This is a genomic window from Afipia sp. GW821-FHT04G03, from assembly GCF_059419985.1.
Window position 1 is genome coordinate 1,050,164 of the sequence record NZ_JBWKSV010000002.1, and the last position, 19,837, is coordinate 1,070,000.

Sequence of the window (19,837 nt, forward strand, 5' to 3'; positions counted from 1 at the left end):
ACTGGCGTTCGGTCAGGGGTGGCGGTGTAGCGCGCCCTCGCCATGCAGCAGCACGGCAAGACGATGCAGTGGCGTATCGCGAATGCCCTGCGCCTCCAGCGCGCGCACTGTCGAAATGACGTACTCGTCGTTTGGTCCGTAGGCGCCGTGTCCCTGGCGCACCAGGCGTAACTGGTCGTCCATTGTCAGTCGGCCCGCATACTGATCGTGGCTGCGGTCGGCGACATAGGCCAGCGCGCTGACGCGCTGACGTGCATCGCCCTCAAGCCAGACCGAGCGCATGACTTCGCGATATACGCCGGTCACCTGTTCGCGCTCGCGCAAGTAGTCGACGGTCTCTTTCCGCCGGGCCGCCGCCACCCTGAATGCAACGCCCTGACAGGCTCCGCCGCGATCCAGTCCCAGCACCAGCCCAGGCTTTTCGGGTGTGCCGCGATGGACCATTGAATAGATGCAGAGCGAGCGGTGCTCGCCGATGAGCCGGGCCGGCTTCTGTTCGAGAAAGGCAAAGCCCGGCTTCCAGATCAGCGACCCATAACCGAACACCCACAGATCATCGTCGGGGAAGTCCTGCTCGGAAAGGATTTTAGCAGCCATGATTGCGTCACCTGGTCGATCACGCCTACCAGTCTGTCTTCGCGCATGCAACTATATGGACATCAATGGGATTTGCGCGAACAGTGCATCTTTCAATTGCCCGATTCAGGTGATCTAGCTTCTGCCATGCCGACATCTCCTATCGCACCTCGCCGCCGTCTCTGGCCCGTTTTCGTGATGCCGGTTCTGGTTCTCGCCGCGGCTGCGGCGTGGAGCGGATTCTGGTTCTACGCGGCCTCTCACGTGGATGAAAAATTCGACGAATGGCGCACACGCGAGGCGAAATCCGGCCGCGCCTATGAATGCGCCAATCGCTCGGTCTCTGGCTTTCCCTTCCGCATGGAGGTGCGTTGCGCAAATCCGGTGGTGACGCTGACGTCGCAGACCGCCGACCGGACCCAGCTCATCGCGAAGCTGAAGGACATTCTGGTTGTCGCGCAGGTCTACGACCCGACAAAAATCATCGCCGAATTTACCGGCCCTGCGATCGTGAGCAATGAGCGCGAGACGTCGTCTTTCGTTGCCAGCTGGACCACGGGGCGGGCCAGCGCATCCGGTCTGCCGACGCCGCAGCGGATTTCGACGGTGTTCGACGATCCGGCGTTCGATCGCGTCAGCGGCGGAGTCCAGACACCTCTGCTGCGCGCGAAGCATCTTGAGTTGCATACGCGGCTGCTGGAAGGCTCGATCTCCGACAATCCGGTGGTGGAGACCGCGCTTCAACTGACGGCGGCAAGTTTGCAGGGATTGCATCCCGTCATGGCCGAGCCGTTCGATGCCGATATTCGCGCGCTGTTGCGCGGCTTGAAGGATTTCGCACCGAAGCCGTGGCCCGAGCGTTTCCGGGAAATCCAGGCTGCGGGCGGGCGTCTGGATTTCACCCAGTCGCGGGTCCAGCAGGGCGAGACCATCGCGGTGGCGGCAGGTTCACTTAGCATTACACCAAGCGGCTATCTCGACGGCGAATTGACGATGACGGTCGCGGGTCTCGAGCGGATCGTGTCGCAACTCGGCATCGACAAGTTGCTGATGGATGGCGTGCCCCAGTCGACGGTCGATCGGGTCGCGCCCGGCATCAGCGCGCAGGACGTCAACAAGGTGATCGGCGCGCTCGACCGCATGATCCCGGGGCTCGGCAATGTCGCGCGCAAGAATGCCAATGCGGGTGTGGTTGCGGGGATCAACCTGCTCGGTCAGGCCTCCACGCTGGAAGGCAAGCCTGCGCGGGCTTTTCCGCTGAAGTTCACCGAGGGTGTGATTTCCATCGGGCCGTTGCGGATCGCGCAGACCGCGCCGCTGTTCTGACGGCTATTGGTCTGCCTTCTTCGGCAGGTTTGCGTGCTTGCGCCCGAAGTCGGGGTCGGCGGTTTCCTGACCGAGGTTAACGATACCGCGGCGGATGGCGCGGGTTCGCGTGAAATGCTCGAACAGCGCCTCGCCGTCACCGCGCCGGATCGCGCGGGTGAGTTTCGAGAGATCTTCCTGAAACGCGCCGAGCATTTCCAGCACGGCATCCTTGTTGGCGAGAAACACGTCGCGCCACATCACCGGATCGGACGCCGCGATGCGCGTGAAATCGCGAAAGCCGCCGGCGGAGAATTTCAGGACTTCCGCCTGCGTGACATCCTCGAGTTCGTCGGCCGTGCCCACGATCGTGTAGGCGATCAGATGCGGCAGATGACTGGTGACGGCGAGCACCAGATCGTGATGATCAGCGCCCATGGTTTCGACATTGGCGCCAAGCGCGCGCCAGAACCCCGCAAGTTTTTCGACGGCGGCAGCGTCCGCATTGGCCGGCGGTGTGAGAATGCACCAGCGATTGATAAACAATTCGGCAAAGCCTGAATCGGGACCGGAGTACTCGGTGCCCGCGACAGGATGCGCGGGGATGAAGTGGACGTTTTTTGGGAGATGCGGAGACATCTCGCGCACCACAGCGCCCTTCACGGAGCCCACGTCGGAGACAATGGCGCCCGGTTTGAGATATGGCGCAATCTCCTCCGCGACCGGCCCGCAGGCGCCGACCGGAATGCACAGTATAACGAGGTCAGCGTCTTTCACCGCCTCCGCGTTCGTGTCGACCACGCGATCGACGATACCGAGTTCTTGGACACGCGCGCGGGTTGCCGGCGAGCGCGCGGTGGTCACGATCTCTCCCGCAAGCTTTTGCGCGCGTGCCGCCCGCGCAATCGAACCGCCGATCAGGCCGAAGCCGATCAGCGCGATCCGCCCGAAGTGAGGTTCGGCGCTCACTTCCGCCCCATGAATTCGGCCAGGGCTGCGACGACGAGCTTGTTCGCTTCTTCGGTGCCGACAGTCATGCGCAGCGCGTGCGGCAGCTTGTAGTTCTTCAGCGCGCGCAGGATCAGGCCGCGCTTGGTCAGAAACGCATCGGCGTCCTCGGCCGTCTTGCCCTTCTCCTGCGGGAAATGGATCAGGATGAAGTTGGCTGCGCTTGGCGTCACCTGAAGTCCGAGCTTGCCGACCTCGTCGGTCAGCCATTCGCGCCACTTCTCGGTGTGCACACGGGACATGTCCTGATGCGCCGTGTCCTCAAGGGCCGCGACCGCGGCCATCATTGCCGCGGTGCTGACGTTGAACGGGCCGCGAATGCGGTTGACCGCATCGACGATGTTTTCGGGGCCGTACATCCAGCCGATCCGCAACGAGGCGAGGCCGTAGATTTTCGAGAAGGTCCGCGTCATCACCGTGTTGTCGGTGGTGGCGACCATCTCGATGCCGGCTTCATAGTCGTTGCGCGAAACGTATTCGGAGTAGGCGGCGTCGATCACCAGCAGCACATGCGGCGGCAATCCCGCGCGCAGCCGCTTGACCTCGTCGAACGGCAAGTAGGTGCCGGTCGGATTGTTCGGGTTGGCCAGCCAGACGAGCTTGGTGCGCGGCGTGACAAGCGCGAGGATCGCGTCGACATCGGCGGTAAAGTTTGTCTCCGGCGCAATGATGTTCGTCGCGCCGTTCGCCATCGTGGCAATCGGATAAACGAGAAAGCCATGGGTGGTGTGTATCGCCTCGTCGCCTGGGCCGAGATAGGTGTGTGCGAGCAGGTTCAGGATCTCGTCGGAGCCCGCGCCGCAGATAATGCGATCCGGGTCGAGCCCGTAGGTGCGCCCGATGGCTTCGCGCAAAACGCGCGAGGTGCCTTCCGGATAATCTTCCAGATGATCGGCGGCAGCCTTGTAGGCGGCGACGGCCTTGGGCGACGGTCCGAGCGGGGTCTCGTTCGCCGACAGCTTGAACACGCGGCCGCTCAGTCCCGCGCCGCTTTTGCCGGGCGTGTAGGGCGCAATATCGAGAATGCCTGGCTTCGGCACAGGGCGTGACATCGACTTAAACTCCGAAATGAAGACTTAGGCTTTGGATTGCGGGACCGTATAGCGCGTTGCATGGCTCCCGACGAGAGCCGATGAGCGCACCGAAGCCCCTGCCGCAAGCAGCGCGGCGGTGATTTTCGCAAGTCCGCCCGGGCCCGGAACCGAGATCAGCAGTGCCGCGCCGTCGGATGCGGTATCGGGAACGGCAATGATTTCCGAGAACGGCGACAACGCGCGGGCGACATCCGCGCTCCAGCCGGAGACGCGGACGCTCCACATCTCGACTTCGGTCACCATCGCATCCGCAGCGACGCGCGAGACGACGAACACCGGCAATGCGGCCGGATGGTCGGCGCGCTCGACGAACGGTAGCCGCGCAATAATTTTCGGTGTGCCGGCGGGTTCGAGCGCGATCCACCACGGCGAGCGGCTGCCGGTCGCGGAGATCAGCGCGAGATCGCCCTTGGATTTCGCCACCGCTTCCACGGCCGCTTCAGCGTTGAAATGCGCGACGAACGGAACGGTGAAACCGAAATGAAATCGCGCGGAGTCCCGCATCGCGGATTCGCCGACGGACAGATCGGCATGAACCGAGAAGGGCGCCTGCACGTAGGTGAAGGTCGAGATGATGACGCGCCAGATGCTCTCGACCGTGTCGAGCGGCAGCATACCGCGATGACGCTGCACCAGCCGGCGCATCATGTCGGCCTCGCGCGCGGGGCGGAAGGCGGAGCCCACTTCCTGCGTCTTCTTCACCGAGATCAGGCGGTCGATGATGTCGCCGCGCTTCATCAACAAGCCATGCACCTGCTCATCGATGGAATCGATTTCGAGGCGAAGGTCCTGCAGCGATGGCGGCGGCTTGGTCATGGTATCGCGACTTGTGTTTGCAGCCTGGAAGCTGCGATTGAGGCCGGTCTGAAAGGGGGTTGGCTGGCGCATTGATAGGCAGGGGAGCGCCTGAAAGCAAAGAAAACATTGGCAATTCTGACCTCGCGCAGCCGCAGGGGCGGTTCGCATCCCGCGGTGCAGCTTGACGAAAAGGCCGTTCGTGACTAGTAACTTAGCCATTCCGTGGTCATTTGAGCCGGCCGGCTTGCAGCCACGTTAAACAACTCGCTAAACAGGCCGGGGACATAAGTGATCCCGGCCGAACCTCGTTTCAGGCCGGGTTTTTTTATGGCCTGATTTCCGACGTTGGTCGCGAGACCTGCTGAGGAGGCCAGTATCAAGATGGTAAACGTCAAGCCCATTAACAACGCGGCGGCGCCGACCGGCGAGCGTGCGCATGAGGCGGATCACCCGACGTCGCTGGTCGCGCGGTTCGGCACCGACAAGCCGCTGCGGCTGGATTGCGGCGTCGATCTCGCGCCGTTTCAGATTGCCTATCAGGCGTATGGCCAACTCAACGCCGATCGCTCCAATGCCATCCTGATCTGCCATGCGCTGACCGGGGATCAGCATGTTGCGAACGTGCATCCTGTCACCGGCAAGTCGGGATGGTGGGAAACGCTCGTCGGTCCCGGCAAGCCGATCGACACCGACAAATACTTCATCGTCTGCTCCAACGTGGTCGGCGGCTGCATGGGCTCCACCGGTCCGTCATCGACGAACCCCGAGACCGGCAAGCCGTGGGGGCTGGATTTTCCGATGATCACCTTGCCTGATATGGTTCGGGCGCAGGCGATGCTGCTCGATCACCTCGGCATCGAGAAGCTGCTCGCCGTCGTCGGCGGATCGATGGGCGGAATGCAGGCATTGCAATGGGCTGCTGCCTATCCCGAGCGGGTGTTTTCCGCGCTGGCGGTGGCGTGCAGCACGCGGCACTCGGCGCAGAACATCGCATTCCATGAACTGGGCCGTCAGGCGGTGATGGCGGATCCGGACTGGCGCGGCGGGCGCTATTTCGAGGAAGACACCCATCCGCGCCGCGGTCTCGGGGTCGCGCGCATGGCGGCGCATATCACTTATCTTTCGGACGCGGCGCTGCATCGCAAGTTCGGGCGGCGATTGCAGGATCGCGAAGTGCCGACATTTTCGTTCGATGCGGATTTCGAGGTCGAGAGCTATCTGCGGCATCAAGGCTCGTCGTTCGTCGAACGCTTCGACGCCAACAGCTATCTCTACCTGACGCGCGCGATGGACTACTTCGATATCGCCGCCGACCACAATGGCGTGCTGGCGGAGGCCTTTCGCGGCACGCGCACGCGTTTCTGTGTCGTGTCGTTCACCAGCGACTGGCTGTTTCCAACGTCGGAATCCCGCGCGGTCGTGCATGCCCTCAACGCCGGAAGCGCGCGGGTGTCGTTCGCCGAGATCGAGACCGACAGGGGGCACGACGCGTTCCTGCTGGACGTGCCCGAATTCATCGAGATTTCCCGTGCGTTCCTGGAATCGGCCGCGTCCGCGCACGGCCTGACCTAGGAGCGCGCATATGACCATCCAGGATCAGGCCTTCAAACCGACCGCGATTTTGCCCGTGACCGAGAACGGCTACCGCGCCGACCATCTGCTAGTGGCGGAGATGGTGCCGCCCGGATCGAAGGTGCTGGACGTCGGCTGCGGCGAGGGCGACCTGCTGCAACTTTTGGAAAAGCGCGGTGTCGATGGCCGCGGCATCGAACTGTCGCGCGAGGGCGTCAATCGTTGCGTCTCCAAGGGCCTCGCGGTCGTGCAGGGCGATGCCGACACCGACCTCGTCAATTATCCTGACGATGCGTTCGATTATGTTTTGCTGTCGCAGACGTTGCAGGCGACGCGCCAGCCGCGCGTGGTTCTGGAAAACCTGCTGCGCATCGGGCACCGGGCGATCGTGACGTTTCCGAATTTCGGGCACTGGAAAATGCGCCTTCAGCTTCTGGTCAAGGGCCAGATGCCGCGCACCGATAATCTTCCGGCGACGTGGTACGACACGCCGAACATCCACTTCTGCACCATCAAGGATTTCGTGCAGCTCTGCGACGAGATCAACGTCAAGATGGAGCGCGCGGTGGCGCTTGACCTCTACGGCAGGCCGCTGCGGCTCAATGCGCCGTGGTGGTTCTGGAACATGTTCGGCGAGCAGGGTGTTTTTCTGCTGAGCCGCCGCGATTAGGCCGAACGGCGAAATCGTCCGGAAATCGCGTGATTCCGGCCCTTAAGTTATCGTGCGATAATCGCGGAGCGCATAGCAGTCTTGCTCAACGCCGCTCAGCGCGCAGCTGTCTTGTTTCTGCCACATCCCGCCCGTCATACGCCCGCTCACTCATATCGCTCCGGCATGGAGCGATGGAAAATGGGGGTGTAACGAGGACTATGGATGATTGTAAGTAACGCGTTTCGTCGGCCTGTTGGTCTCACTGCGGTTGCATTGTGCTCACTGGCAATTGTCGCAATCGCGACCCCGGCTTCGGCGAGGCCACATCACGGCGCCAGCCGTCATGCTCATGTGCATCATATCAAGAAGCATCACATCAAGAAACATCGTGGATATCGCGTTCGTCATGGACGGCGCGGCGGTCATGCGCCGGCAGAAGCATCTGCCGTAACTTCTGCTCCGCAGAGCTTCGGCGGATCGAACATCGTTGCGGAAGCGCGGCGTTACATCGGCAGCGGCAATCCCACAGGGCGTGCGAGCCTGTGGTGCGCGCGCTTCATGAACATGGTGCTTCAGCGCTCGGGTCATAAGGGCACGGGCTCGGACATGGCGCGCTCGTTCGCTAGCTACGGCCAGCGCATTTCCGGCCCGCAGGTCGGCGCCATCGCCGTGATGTCGCGTGGCCGCCGCGGCGGTCATGTCGGCGTCGTCAGCGGCATCGACGCCAAGGGCAACCCGATCGTCATCTCGGGCAACCACGGCCGCCGTGTCGCCGAGTCGAGCTATTCGCGCGGGCGGATCTACGCCTACGTGATGCCGACGAGCTGATCGTTCAAAACAGCTTCGGCTCTTCACTCACAACCGCATCGCCGGTGGCAATCTCGCCGCCGGCGATGACTTGCGCATACACGCCGCAATCCGCATGGCCATTCGCCCGCATCAGCGCCTGCGGGATGTTCAGATCGCGTTCGGCGGTCACCGGATCGACATTGACGGCCGCGCAGCGCACGATCCGCTTGATGATCCGCAGCTGTGCGCCGCCGATCTCGAGCGTGGTGTTCATCAGGTCGAACTCGTGCCATGGGGGCCAGCCGCTCACGTAAAGGTTGGCGCGAAACCGCAGCGGATGGACCGGCTGCCCGACAAGGGTTTCGATCACGGCAAGGCTGGCGAGATTGATGATCGAGACGACCTTGGCTGCAACGTCCGAGAAGCTGTGCCCGGGCGCCGAGAGAATTCTGGGCGATCCGTGCAACTCGTTTGTAAAATTCTCGGCAAAGAACTGTTCGATGGCGGCGCGCCCGCTCGCTGTTTCCAGATCGCCGCGCACGGCTTCCGCGTCGTTGCGATGAATCGCGAGAATGTTGCTGGCGTCGTCAAACCGCGTTTGCAGCCCGGCAAGGCGCTCGTTCCGCATCAGCATCAGAAACCGGATCTTCGGAAAATACTTCGGATCCGCCGGGTCGAAGCCCGTGGGTCCGTTCTCGATGGCATAACGGCGATCCGCAGGAAGCGTCTGGCTCTCGCGAAGGACCACGCGGTCGAGCGCTTCCGGTGACAGGCCTTTGACGGGATAGCGATAGATACCGTTAACGGTGACGGGGGAGGCGTTCGACATCCGGCATCCTTATGCGAATTTACCCTGCCATTCCAGCGCGGGTGAATTTTTGGCCCTGCCTCTTTCGCAGGCGTGCCGGGGTTCCCACATTTGCGTGAGGCCGGCCCAGACCGGCCACCGCTCCGGGTTGAGGAACGTCAACGCCGGCAGCGGAAACCCATTGAAGATGCTAATTTCGTGCCTTCGGGGCGGAATGGCAGGCTGAGGGACACCGAATGAATATTGAAAAGTACACCGACCGCGTGAAGGGATTCATCCAGTCGGCACAGAGTCTGGCCATGCGTGAGGGCCATCAGCAGTTCACGCCCCTGCATATCCTCAAAGTGCTGCTCGACGATAGCGAAGGTCTGGCCGGTGGGCTGATCGACCGCTCGGGAGGCAATTCCCGTGCGATCCTGAAAGCGACCGAGGATGCGCTCGGCAAGATGCCGAAGATTTCCGGCGGCGGCGCAGGGCAGATTTATCTTGCGCCCGCCACTGCGCGCGCCTTCGACGCCGCCGAACAGGCTGCCGACAAGGCTGGCGACAGTTTCGTCACGGTCGAACGGCTGTTGCTGGCGCTTGCGCTCGACAAGGACAGCGACGCGGGCGCTCTGCTCGCCAAGGGCGGCGTCACCCCGCAAAATCTCAATGCCGCCGTGAACGCGCTGCGCAAGGGGCGCACCGCCGACAGCGCCACGGCGGAGAACGCCTATGACGCGCTGAAGAAATACGCTCGCGATCTGACGCAGGCGGCGCGCGACGGCAAGCTCGATCCGGTGATCGGCCGCGACGAGGAAATCCGCCGCACCATTCAGGTGCTGTCACGCCGCACCAAGAACAATCCGGTGCTGATCGGCGAACCCGGCGTCGGCAAGACCGCCATCGTCGAGGGCCTTGCGCTGCGCATCGTCAATGGCGACGTGCCGGAAAGCCTGAAGGACAAATCGGTTCTGTCCCTCGATCTCGGCGCGCTGATCGCAGGCGCGAAGTATCGCGGCGAGTTCGAGGAGCGGTTGAAGGCCGTGCTGACCGAAGTCACCGGGTCCGACGGCCAGATTATCCTGTTCATCGACGAGATGCATACGCTGGTCGGCGCGGGTAAGGCCGACGGCGCGATGGATGCGTCGAACCTGCTCAAGCCTGCGCTGGCGCGCGGCGAGCTGCACTGCATCGGCGCGACCACGCTCGACGAGTATCGCAAGCATGTCGAGAAGGACGCCGCCCTCGCACGCCGGTTCCAGCCGGTGTTCGTCAGCGAGCCGACGGTGGAAGACACCGTCTCGATCCTGCGCGGGCTGAAGGAGAAGTACGAGTTACATCACGGGGTCCGCATCACGGATTCCGCGATCGTGGCAGCGGCGACGCTGTCGAACCGCTATATCACGGACCGTTTTCTGCCCGACAAGGCCATCGACCTGATCGACGAGGCCGGCGCGCGGCTGAAGATGCAGATCGATTCCAAGCCGGAAGAGCTCGACACCATCGACCGCGACATCGTGCGGCTGAAGATCGAACAGGAGGCGCTGAAGAAGGAAACCGATTCCGCGTCGAAGGAGCGTCTCCAGCGGCTTGAGAAAGAATTGGCCGATCTTGAGGAAAAGGGCGATGCGCTGACTGCGAAGTGGCAGGCGGAACGCGACAAGCTGTCCGACGCCCAGAAGGTCAAAAGCGAACTGGAGCAGGCGCGCCAGGAACTGGCCGACGCGCAGCGTCGTGGCGAATTCCAGAAGGCCGGTGAGCTGGCCTATGGCCGCATTCCCGAGCTTGAGAAGCGGCTGAAGGCGCTAGAGGAGAGCGAGAAGGCCGGCAACGTCGTGCTCGAGGAAGCCGTCACGGCGAGCCACGTCGCGCAGGTGGTGTCGCGCTGGACCGGCATCCCCGTCGACCGGATGCTCGAAGGCGAACGCGAGAAGCTGCTCAAGATGGAGCTGCAGCTTGCCAAGCGCGTCATCGGTCAGGCCGAAGCGGTCACCGCGGTATCGACAGCGGTGCGGCGCTCGCGTGCGGGATTGCAGGACCCGAACCGTCCGATCGGATCGTTCATGTTCCTCGGCCCCACCGGCGTCGGCAAGACCGAATTGACCAAGGCGCTCGCGGAATATCTGTTCGACGACGAGACCGCGCTGGTCCGCATGGACATGTCCGAATACATGGAGAAGCATTCGGTGGCGCGGCTGATCGGCGCGCCTCCGGGCTATGTCGGTTATGACGAGGGCGGCGCGCTCACCGAGGCCGTGCGCCGCAGGCCGTATCAGGTCGTGCTGTTCGACGAAATCGAGAAGGCGCATCCGGATGTGTTCAACGTGTTGCTGCAGGTTCTTGACGACGGCCGCCTGACCGATGGTCAGGGCCGCACGGTCGACTTCCGCAACACGCTGATCATCATGACCTCAAATCTTGGCTCCGAATATCTCGTCAGCCAGGGAGAGGGTGAAGATACGTCGGCGGTGCGCGATCAGGTCATGGCCATCGTGCGCGCGAGCTTCCGTCCGGAATTCCTCAATCGCGTGGACGAGATCATCCTGTTCCACCGGCTGCAGCGAACCGAGATGGGCCGCATTGTCGATATTCAGATGCAGCGGCTCTCGAAGCTGCTGGACGATCGCAAGATCACGTTGACGCTCGACGATAAGGCGCGCGATTGGCTGGCTGCGAAGGGCTGGGATCCAGCTTACGGCGCACGTCCTCTCAAACGTGCGATCCAGCGCGCAGTGCAGGATCCGCTGGCGGAGATGATCCTGGCCGGACGCATCCATGACGGTGAAGTGGTCGCGGTCTCGGCGGGCGATGGCGGCCTGACCTTCAATGGTCAACTTGCCAGGATCGATACCGAGACGCCACCGGTGCCCAAGAGCAAGCTGAATTGAAGATAAAATAGCCGGGCAACGTGCCCGGCTATTTCTATTTGTACAGCTGTCTGCCGGGCTACTTTTTCTTCAGCGTGTAGATCGCGTTCTCGATGTCGGACGACACGTAGATCGTGCCCGACGCGCCGACGCCGACGCCGGTCGGGATGTTCGTCGGCAAGGTTCCTGCGGCGCTCGCAAGTCCGATCGGCAGGTTGCCGGCAAGCTCTGTAATGGCGCCGGTCTGCGGATCGATGGAGATTATCCGTTTGGCGCCGACCTCCGCGACGATCAGTTTTCCGTCGGGCGCAAGCGCGATGCCTTCCGGACCTTTCAGATCCTTGGCGACGACGGTCTTGGCGCCGCTCGCAAGATCGATCTTCGACACCAGCCCGGCGAAGGCCTCCGTCACATAAGCCGTGTTGTCGTTCGCAGTGACGAGGCCGACGGGGCCCGCGAGATCGCCGGCCACCGTCTTGCGATCCTTGCCGTGCTCGCCGCTGGCGCGAACCAGCGATTTCGTGCCGAGTTCGTTCACGAGAAGACTGCCATCACCGAGGCGCACGGCATCGTGCGGGGCCTTGAAGCCGTGCAGCATCTCGACCGTCTTGCCGGTCTTGCGCTCGATGAGTTGTACCGTTCCGGTGAACCAGCTCGACAGCACGACGAAATCGCCCTTGGCCGTGGCGCTCATCGGATATTCCAGCGTGACGCCGTCCGCGTGCATGCGTGAGGTTTCGCTGACCTTGCCGGTGCCGCCGTCAACCGTGCGATAGGCAAAGACGTCGGCGATGTAGACCGTGTCCTTGCCGTCGTCAGTGACAACGCCGATGCCGCCGGGCAGTGCGAGTTGCCCGATAATGATCTGTTTCGCCGTGCCGGTTTCGGGATCGACTTCCTGAATGCCGTTATCGGCCATGTTGGAAACGAAGATGCGATCCTTGTCATCGATGGCAAGGTTGTCGAGGGAGGGCTTGAGCTGGGCTGCGACTTTTTTCGTGCCCGTCTTCGGATCCACTTTCACGAGTTGGCCGAGCGCAGTATCGACCACCCAAAGATTGCCCTTTGAATCGAAATTGACGGCCGCAGGCACCTTGAACCCATCCGCGACCACTGCGAGTTCGCCCTTGTCGACATCCACCTTGACGACCTGGCCTTTGAACCACAGCGGTCCATAGAGCTGGTCGTCCGGGCCGAATTCGAATCCGTTCAACCCGCCCATCTTTTCCATGATCTTGCGCGGAGGCTTTGCGCCCTCGACGTCGATCTCGTAGAGCGCATCGCCGAGGAAGACCTGCGTGGCGTAAAGCCGGCCGTCCTTGCGGAATGCCAGCGAATTGATTCCCGGCAGACCGGACGCGAGCTTCCTGATCGGGCCGTCGCCTTTGCGCGCATAGAGATCGCCGGTGATGAACCCGGTCCACGCCATGGTGCCATCGGGCGCGAACGCGATGTCGTCGGCCATGCCGCCGTCGGCGGCGGTCACGGAAATCTTCGCGGTGCCGGTGCTGCGGTCGACTTCGTAAAGCGCTGCGCCTGCGACGCTGCCCGCGAACATGCGTCCGCTCTTGTCGATGCCCAGTCCATGAACGCCGTGAAACGCCGAGCCTGGCACCAGCTTCGCCACCTCATAGGCTTGCGACAAGGCTGCGGTGGTTGTGCCGACCGCGAGTGCGGCCACGAGTGTCGCGCTCGCGACAAATCGGTTCATCATGGCAAGCCTCCCTGTTTGGCGTCTTCGCGCCGGGATTTATGCAGGGAGTATTTGGGGTCGAGCGCTGCTTGGCAACGAAAACCGACGTTGCGATGCACGCACGGTACGGCACGCGACACCGGCGTCGGCAATCTTTCAAGATTGAGGAATGTTGTCGGGAAACACGGAGCCGGGATTTAGCGCTCGCCCGCGGCCTGCGCTGTCTTCTGGCCCTTGGCGGCTTGCGGCTGCGGACGATTGCTGCCCGGTCGGTTGTTGATCATGGTGTCGAGCCGGTCGCGTTCGGCTTCGAAACTCGTCAGCATCGGCCCCTCAAGCGAACGTCCGCGCGGCAGCTTGATGCGCATCGGATCGACGAAGCGGCCGTTGACCAGAATTTCGTAGTGGACGTGGGCACCGGTCGAGAGGCCGGTCGAGCCGACGAAGCCGATCACCTGGCCCTGACGGACGCGCTTGCCGGGCTCCATGCCCTTGGCGAAAGCGGTCATGTGGCCGTAGGCCGTTTCATATCCATTGGGATGCTTGATGCGGATGTATTTGCCGTATCCGCCTTCCCATCCGGCCTTCTCGATGGATCCGTTGCCGGATGCGAAAATCGGAGTTCCGTAAGGGGCTGCCCAATCCACGCCGGTATGCATCTTGGTGTAGCCGAGGATCGGATGGCGGCGGCCGCCGAAGCCGGAGCGCATGATGGCGTTGCTGACGGGTTTGCGGACCAGGAACTTCTTCGCGCTCTTGCCGGTCTCGTCGTAGTAGTCGACGATCGAGTCGTCCGGCGCCTGGAAGCGATAGTATTTTTTGGTTTCGCCGCCGACGGTGAGGGCTGCATACAGCACCTCGGTCTTTTCGTTATTGACCGGCGTTTCGTCCTCGCCGGCGAAGAACACTTCGAACGAATCGCCGGCCTGCACCTTGCGCTGGAAATCGACGTCGTAGGAGTAGATCCGGATCATGTCTTCGATGACGGTGGCCGGAACCTTGTTGCGCAGCGCGGTCTCGTAAATGCTCTGGTAGAGCCGCACGCCGGTGCCGTCATCATCTTCGTCATCGTCGCTGCTGTTTGCGGTCTCGGTCACGGTATTGAAGCTCTGGGGATCGACGGCGACGTATTTGCCGAGATCGGACAGCGCTGCGACGGCCTCGATGGTGGCTTCGTTGGCGACGATGACGCGAACCGGTTGCTGGCGCTGAAGTCCGGGGCCGGTCCCCGCCATCATGATGCGCAGCTTCTGGCCTTCCTTGAGCCCGCCGTCGCGGCCGCGCGCGCCGAGATTGTTGGCGATGGCCAGCGCTTCGCCCGGTGACGCTCCCATATCGCGCAGGATGGTCTGTACGGTGTCGCCCTTCTTGACGATGTGGATGCGCTCGCTGGAGGGGTTCCCGCCGGTGGCCTGATCCTTGGTTTTCGGAAGCAGGGTGACGTTTTCCGGCACCACGCGCGCCTCGAAACCCGCGTAGGGATCGGGCGTGCCTTCCGCGGCATAGGCCATCTTGAAATCGGTCGGTGAACTTGACGCATATTTCACGGCGCTGTTGCCCCGCCAGTTCGATGCGTCGCGGACCCGCAGCAGAACTTCGTCGATCGCGACATTGGCCGCGATTTTCGCGCGAGGCAGCACCGACGCGAGGTCGCGCGTCACGAAAGAGACTTCCGCATCCGGCTCGGCGGTCTGGGCGTCGCCGTCTGCGGGCGCCGCGCTGCCGACGTCGGTCAACATGCGCTGCGCATTGAAGGCCGGGACCTTGGAAGAGAGATCGCTGGTGGTGAGTGAGAGGTTGCCTGCGATTCGAACGAACGGGCGTACCTTCATGACGTCGCGGTTGCCGGCGCGGGCCACCGTTGAAACGCGAATCACCTGGCGCGCGGCCGTCGAATCGCTGGGCGGCGGAAGCCGGTCGCTTTTGCGCGCGACAGCTCCCTTGTCATTCGCGCCGAATGCACCGCGCAACGCGCCTTCGACACGTTCGGGCACCTTGGCGAATGTCATTTCGCCATCGAGCGACGCGAAAACGGCGCCGCCGATCAAAGCCGCGCCGCACAGACCGGTGAGAATCGTGCCGCTGAACCATTGGACGGAGACGCGTCGGCGATCGATGACCGCAGCTTCCGAACCGTCCACGGACAGCGGGGGCTCGTGACCGAGATCAATGATCCCGGCACGCCCATAGTGTCCCCCGCGTGACGTCCCGTGGTTCAAAACCGCCGTCCCCCCAAACCTTCGCAGACCTTCAAGTCTTCGCAGACCTTGTCTTTCCGGATTTTCAAAGTCTTCTCAGTCTTCCTGGTCTTTCAAGTCTTCCGGCATTCAACGAGCTGCCGGTGCGCCGTTCTTTGGGCCCGCCACCCCGTGCGGAGCGATCGCAAGCCACAAGCAGCTGATTGTTTTACCCGCCGTCGATGTTCGCCGCGCCATGACTGATGGCGGAGCGCCTGAACAACAATGCCGTGCAACTCGTCGAAGTTTTGATCCGAAGCCTCGCGATGATCCCAAATCATCCGAATCCCCGAACCGGTGCGGCGAAGTTATACTGATATTCGCCCCGCCGTGGCATACTTGATGAGCAGGACGTCGCAGGAATGTGGCTCAAGTACGGCGCGAAGGCCTGATAAATCAGGGTTTCTCGGCCCTGTGAAATTCTTGGGTGCGATGCGACGATTTCTTGACATGGGCGTTGACAAGCTCTGATGGCAGGGCCTATAACCCGACCACTGAGCGCGGCGGCGCCGGGGCCCAACAGCCCAGGCAAGCTTCCGTGCCTGTTAAGCTCCTCTCCCAGGTGAGTGAAAAAACAGCCGATAGTTGTCGGTTGTCATTCGGCGTCGGGTGAGGTTGCGGGGTTCTCTTTAAGTAGAGACACCAGAGTTTTTCGCTCTGCAAGGAGCGGGTGAGACCCTTCGGGTTTCGGGCTGTTTGACAAGTAAAGATGAAGAAAGAGAAACGTGGACGGCGGAGTCCTTGCGGGTCTCGGCATGTTGGAAAATTTCGGTTTTTCAATAGGTTGGGACCGGACGAAAGACTTCGGCGGTACACGTTTTATAAGGTTACACCATCGTTGTCCGCGATGTGAATCGCAGACAGCAAGTTAGCTTCGGCTAACAATGGTGGGACCTCGTCAAAACGATGTGATCAGCCGGTTTAAAGTTTCAAGTCCAACTTGAGAGTTTGATCCTGGCTCAGAGCGAACGCTGGCGGCAGGCTTAACACATGCAAGTCGAACGGGCGTAGCAATACGTCAGTGGCAGACGGGTGAGTAACGCGTGGGAACGTACCTTTTGGTTCGGAACAACTGAGGGAAACTTCAGCTAATACCGGATAAGCCCTTACGGGGAAAGATTTATCGCCGAAAGATCGGCCCGCGTCTGATTAGCTAGTTGGTGAGGTAAGAGCTCACCAAGGCGACGATCAGTAGCTGGTCTGAGAGGATGATCAGCCACACTGGGACTGAGACACGGCCCAGACTCCTACGGGAGGCAGCAGTGGGGAATATTGGACAATGGGCGCAAGCCTGATCCAGCCATGCCGCGTGAGTGATGAAGGCCCTAGGGTTGTAAAGCTCTTTTGTGCGGGAAGATAATGACGGTACCGCAAGAATAAGCCCCGGCTAACTTCGTGCCAGCAGCCGCGGTAATACGAAGGGGGCTAGCGTTGCTCGGAATCACTGGGCGTAAAGGGTGCGTAGGCGGGTCTTTAAGTCAGGGGTGAAATCCTGGAGCTCAACTCCAGAACTGCCTTTGATACTGAGGATCTTGAGTTCGGGAGAGGTGAGTGGAACTGCGAGTGTAGAGGTGAAATTCGTAGATATTCGCAAGAACACCAGTGGCGAAGGCGGCTCACTGGCCCGATACTGACGCTGAGGCACGAAAGCGTGGGGAGCAAACAGGATTAGATACCCTGGTAGTCCACGCCGTAAACGATGAATGCCAGCCGTTGGGGAGTTTACTCTTCAGTGGCGCAGCTAACGCTTTAAGCATTCCGCCTGGGGAGTACGGTCGCAAGATTAAAACTCAAAGGAATTGACGGGGGCCCGCACAAGCGGTGGAGCATGTGGTTTAATTCGACGCAACGCGCAGAACCTTACCAGCCCTTGACATGTCTATGACCGGTACCAGAGATGGAACCTTCCCTTCGGGGCATAGAGCACAGGTGCTGCATGGCTGTCGTCAGCTCGTGTCGTGAGATGTTGGGTTAAGTCCCGCAACGAGCGCAACCCCCGTCCTTAGTTGCTACCATTTAGTTGAGCACTCTAAGGAGACTGCCGGTGATAAGCCGCGAGGAAGGTGGGGATGACGTCAAGTCCTCATGGCCCTTACGGGCTGGGCTACACACGTGCTACAATGGCGGTGACAATGGGACGCTAAGAGGCAACTCTTCGCAAATCTCAAAAAGCCGTCTCAGTTCGGATTGGGCTCTGCAACTCGAGCCCATGAAGTTGGAATCGCTAGTAATCGTGGATCAGCATGCCACGGTGAATACGTTCCCGGGCCTTGTACACACCGCCCGTCACACCATGGGAGTTGGTTTTACCTGAAGACGGTGCGCTAACCAGCAATGGAGGCAGCCGGCCACGGTAGGGTCAGCGACTGGGGTGAAGTCGTAACAAGGTAGCCGTAGGGGAACCTGCGGCTGGATCACCTCCTTTCTAAGGATGGTTCTTCAGAAACTTGTTTCTATCGAACCTCTTCAGAAACATCAGTGGCCAACGATCGTCAGGATTGTTGAGCTGCATTGGCGGGACACCGCCGTCTTCGTTTCTCTTTCTTCGCGGACGAACACGCGCCAGGGCTGCGCTTGTGCGATGCGTTGGCGCAAGCCGGCGCGCGCAAGCATGTCCCAATCCTTTTTAAGGAAATTGGTCGTTAGGGCTTGTAGCTCAGTTGGTTAGAGCGCGCGCTTGATAAGCGTGAGGTCGGAAGTTCAAGTCTTCCCAGGCCCACCACTTTGATTGCGCCATGCGTCTATCAGCGTCGAGCATTCGTCTTCTGGAACGGGGGCATAGCTCAGCTGGGAGAGCGCGTGCTTTGCAAGCATGAGGTCGTCGGTTCGATCCCGTCTGCCTCCACCAGAGGCCAGACAGACTGACGTATCATGCGTGCATCAAAATCGTCGTCCGCGAAACATCACTTCGCATTCAGTGTCTTCACCAAGATGCTGCGTGCGTGATTTCTGACATCGTAAAGAGGAGATCGATCCGAGTATGGATCGCGAAGCATGTCGCAAGATATGCGTTGCGGGTTCATACACTATCTCCTGGCCGCTCATTCTGAAGCATCGCAAGATGGTTCTGGATGGCATCGGGCGTCGCAAGACGGCCGGTGTTGTTACCTTGTGTGACAGCGTCTTTGTTAGTGAAGCTTGACCGCCTCACTATCGGTTCGATCTTACGAAGCAAGCTGGTCTTTCTAATCATATCCAGCTGCATGCAGCCTCTATCGAGGGGGCGCGCTGATGATCTTCGGATCTTCAGCAAGTGTGCAGTTCAACATTCTGCCGAGTGTGTGGATATTGATAATGAGAGCAATCAAGTGCCTTAAGGGTGTTCGGTGGATGCCTTGGCGATGAGAGGCGATGAAGGACGTGCTACGCTGCGATAAGCCGTGGGGAGCTGCGAAGAAGCTTTGATCCACGGATTTCCGAATGGGGAAACCCACCTTCGATAGCCGAAACTCTAAGCGCACGATGACGCAAGTCACCGTGGGTTTGGATTTTCGGTTATCAAGTGAAGGTATGAAATCTCTGAATACATAGGAGGTTTTAAGCGAACCCAGGGAACTGAAACATCTAAGTACCTGGAGGAAAGGACATCAACCGAGACTCCGTTAGTAGTGGCGAGCGAACGCGGACCAGGCCAGTCATCAATGTGAGACAATTGGAATCTGTCAGGAAAGCAGAGCCTTAGAGGGTGATAGCCCCGTACAAGTAATGCGAACATTGATGCTCGAGTAAGGCGGGACACGTGAAATCCTGTCTGAACATGGGGGGACCACCCTCCAAGCCTAAGTACTCCTCATCGACCGATAGTGAACCAGTACCGTGAGGGAAAGGTGAAAAGCACCCCGACGAGGGGAGTGAAATAGACCTGAAACCGGACACCTACAAACAGATGGAGCCCAAGATACGTTCTGGGTGACATCGTACCTTTTGTATTATGGGCCAGCGACTTAATTTAACGAGCAAGCTTAAACCGATAGGTGTAGGCGTAGCGAAAGCGAGTCTTAATAGGGCGCCAAGTTCGTTGTATTAGACCCGAAACCTAGTGATCTAGCCATGAGCAGGTTGAAGGTGAGGTAACACTCACTGGAGGACCGAACGGGTGTCTGTTGAAAAAGACTCCGATGACTTGTGGTTAGGGGTGAAAGGCCAATCAAACTGGGAAATAGCTGGTTCTCCGCGAAAGATATTTAGGTATCGCCTCGGATGAATGCCTCAGGGGGTAGAGCACTGGATGGGCTAGGGGGACTTACCGTCTTACCAAACCCAACCAAACTCCGAATACCTGAGAGCAATATCCGGGAGTCACACGGCGGGTGCTAACGTCCGTCGTGGAGAGGGAAACAACCCGGACCTACAGCTAAGGCCCCTAATTCGTGGCTAAGTGGGAAAGGATGTGGGAATCCCAAAACAACCAGGAGGTTGGCTTAGAAGCAGCCATCCTTTAAAGAAAGCGTAACAG

13 protein-coding genes, 2 tRNA genes, 2 rRNA genes and 1 riboswitch (1 of these 18 only partly in view) are annotated in these 19,837 nt (G+C 60.8%); of the genes, 9 read left to right on the forward strand and 8 right to left on the reverse strand.

Annotation, left to right across the window (positions count from 1 at the left end):
• Window positions 1-12: 12 nt before the first annotated feature.
• Window positions 13-597: a gamma-glutamylcyclotransferase gene (locus tag AC07UB_RS14335; protein ID WP_492790851.1), complete on the reverse strand. Its 585-nt coding sequence runs from the start codon at window positions 595-597 to the stop codon at window positions 13-15.
• A gap of 126 nt (window positions 598-723) precedes the next feature.
• Between AC07UB_RS14335 and AC07UB_RS14340 the strand changes: the two genes are divergently transcribed.
• Window positions 724-1,902, forward strand: a complete 1,179-nt coding sequence (locus AC07UB_RS14340; RefSeq protein WP_492790850.1) for a DUF2125 domain-containing protein — start codon at window positions 724-726, stop codon at window positions 1,900-1,902.
• Between the two features lie 3 nt (window positions 1,903-1,905).
• Here AC07UB_RS14340 and AC07UB_RS14345 read toward each other — a convergent pair whose 3' ends face one another.
• The 3 genes from AC07UB_RS14345 to AC07UB_RS14355 are packed head-to-tail and all read right to left on the reverse strand — an operon-like array spanning window position 1,906 to window position 4,799.
• The gene (locus AC07UB_RS14345; RefSeq protein ID WP_492790849.1) at window positions 1,906-2,850 is read right to left on the reverse strand and encodes a prephenate/arogenate dehydrogenase family protein; all 945 of its coding nucleotides are present in this window, start codon (window positions 2,848-2,850) and stop codon (window positions 1,906-1,908) included.
• Window positions 2,847-3,941, reverse strand: a complete 1,095-nt coding sequence (hisC, locus tag AC07UB_RS14350) for a histidinol-phosphate transaminase (protein ID WP_492790848.1) — start codon at window positions 3,939-3,941, stop codon at window positions 2,847-2,849. The genes AC07UB_RS14345 and hisC overlap by 4 nt, the downstream gene beginning before the upstream one ends.
• A gap of 24 nt (window positions 3,942-3,965) precedes the next feature.
• Window positions 3,966-4,799: a chorismate mutase gene (locus AC07UB_RS14355; RefSeq protein WP_492790847.1), complete on the reverse strand. Its 834-nt coding sequence runs from the start codon at window positions 4,797-4,799 to the stop codon at window positions 3,966-3,968.
• A 194-nt stretch (window positions 4,800-4,993) separates the two neighbouring features.
• Window positions 4,994-5,073, forward strand: a riboswitch (SAM riboswitch).
• 89 nt (window positions 5,074-5,162) lie between these two features.
• Here AC07UB_RS14355 and metX point away from each other — a divergent pair.
• The 3 genes from metX to AC07UB_RS14370 all read left to right on the forward strand — a co-directional run bounded on the left by metX (window position 5,163) and on the right by AC07UB_RS14370 (window position 7,833).
• The gene (gene metX, locus AC07UB_RS14360) at window positions 5,163-6,353 is read left to right on the forward strand and encodes a homoserine O-acetyltransferase MetX (protein WP_492790846.1); all 1,191 of its coding nucleotides are present in this window, start codon (window positions 5,163-5,165) and stop codon (window positions 6,351-6,353) included.
• A gap of 10 nt (window positions 6,354-6,363) precedes the next feature.
• A complete protein-coding gene (metW, locus tag AC07UB_RS14365) occupies window positions 6,364-7,023 on the forward strand; it encodes a methionine biosynthesis protein MetW (protein WP_492790845.1) in 660 nt (219 codons plus the stop codon).
• Between the two features lie 204 nt (window positions 7,024-7,227).
• On the forward strand, window positions 7,228-7,833 hold the full coding sequence (locus tag AC07UB_RS14370; protein WP_492790844.1) for a TIGR02594 family protein: 606 nt from the start codon (window positions 7,228-7,230) through the stop codon (window positions 7,831-7,833).
• 4 nt (window positions 7,834-7,837) lie between these two features.
• Here AC07UB_RS14370 and AC07UB_RS14375 read toward each other — a convergent pair whose 3' ends face one another.
• The gene (locus AC07UB_RS14375) at window positions 7,838-8,623 is read right to left on the reverse strand and encodes an MOSC domain-containing protein (protein ID WP_492790843.1); all 786 of its coding nucleotides are present in this window, start codon (window positions 8,621-8,623) and stop codon (window positions 7,838-7,840) included.
• A gap of 215 nt (window positions 8,624-8,838) precedes the next feature.
• On the opposite strand from AC07UB_RS14375, the gene clpB reads away from it, so the two are divergent.
• On the forward strand, window positions 8,839-11,472 hold the full coding sequence (gene clpB, locus AC07UB_RS14380) for an ATP-dependent chaperone ClpB (protein ID WP_492790842.1): 2,634 nt from the start codon (window positions 8,839-8,841) through the stop codon (window positions 11,470-11,472).
• A 58-nt stretch (window positions 11,473-11,530) separates the two neighbouring features.
• On the opposite strand, the gene AC07UB_RS14385 is transcribed toward clpB, so the two are convergent.
• Both AC07UB_RS14385 and AC07UB_RS14390 read right to left on the reverse strand, forming a co-directional pair.
• Window positions 11,531-13,165, reverse strand: a complete 1,635-nt coding sequence (locus AC07UB_RS14385; RefSeq protein ID WP_492790841.1) for a Vgb family protein — start codon at window positions 13,163-13,165, stop codon at window positions 11,531-11,533.
• A gap of 176 nt (window positions 13,166-13,341) precedes the next feature.
• Window positions 13,342-15,363 carry a peptidoglycan DD-metalloendopeptidase family protein gene (locus AC07UB_RS14390; RefSeq protein WP_492790840.1) on the reverse strand — a complete coding sequence of 674 codons (2,022 nt, stop codon included), beginning with the start codon at window positions 15,361-15,363 and terminating at the stop codon, window positions 13,342-13,344.
• Between the two features lie 954 nt (window positions 15,364-16,317).
• On the opposite strand from AC07UB_RS14390, the gene AC07UB_RS14395 reads away from it, so the two are divergent.
• Window positions 16,318-17,806, forward strand: a 16S ribosomal RNA gene (locus tag AC07UB_RS14395).
• Between the two features lie 50 nt (window positions 17,807-17,856).
• Here the strand turns inward: AC07UB_RS14395 and AC07UB_RS14400 are convergent.
• Window positions 17,857-17,994 (reverse strand): hypothetical protein, encoded by a 138-nt coding sequence (locus AC07UB_RS14400; RefSeq protein WP_492790839.1) that lies wholly within the window; start codon window positions 17,992-17,994, stop codon window positions 17,857-17,859.
• A 32-nt stretch (window positions 17,995-18,026) separates the two neighbouring features.
• On the opposite strand from AC07UB_RS14400, the gene AC07UB_RS14405 reads away from it, so the two are divergent.
• The 3 genes from AC07UB_RS14405 to AC07UB_RS14415 form a co-directional block, all read left to right on the forward strand.
• Window positions 18,027-18,103: transfer RNA gene (locus tag AC07UB_RS14405), tRNA-Ile, on the forward strand.
• Between the two features lie 50 nt (window positions 18,104-18,153).
• Window positions 18,154-18,229 (forward strand) — tRNA-Ala (locus AC07UB_RS14410).
• Window positions 18,230-18,683: 454 nt separating this feature from the next.
• Window positions 18,684-19,837: ribosomal RNA gene (locus tag AC07UB_RS14415) — 23S ribosomal RNA — on the forward strand; it runs 1,666 nt beyond the window's last position.
• Together the 16S and 23S rRNA genes with 2 tRNA genes alongside form the textbook arrangement of a ribosomal RNA operon.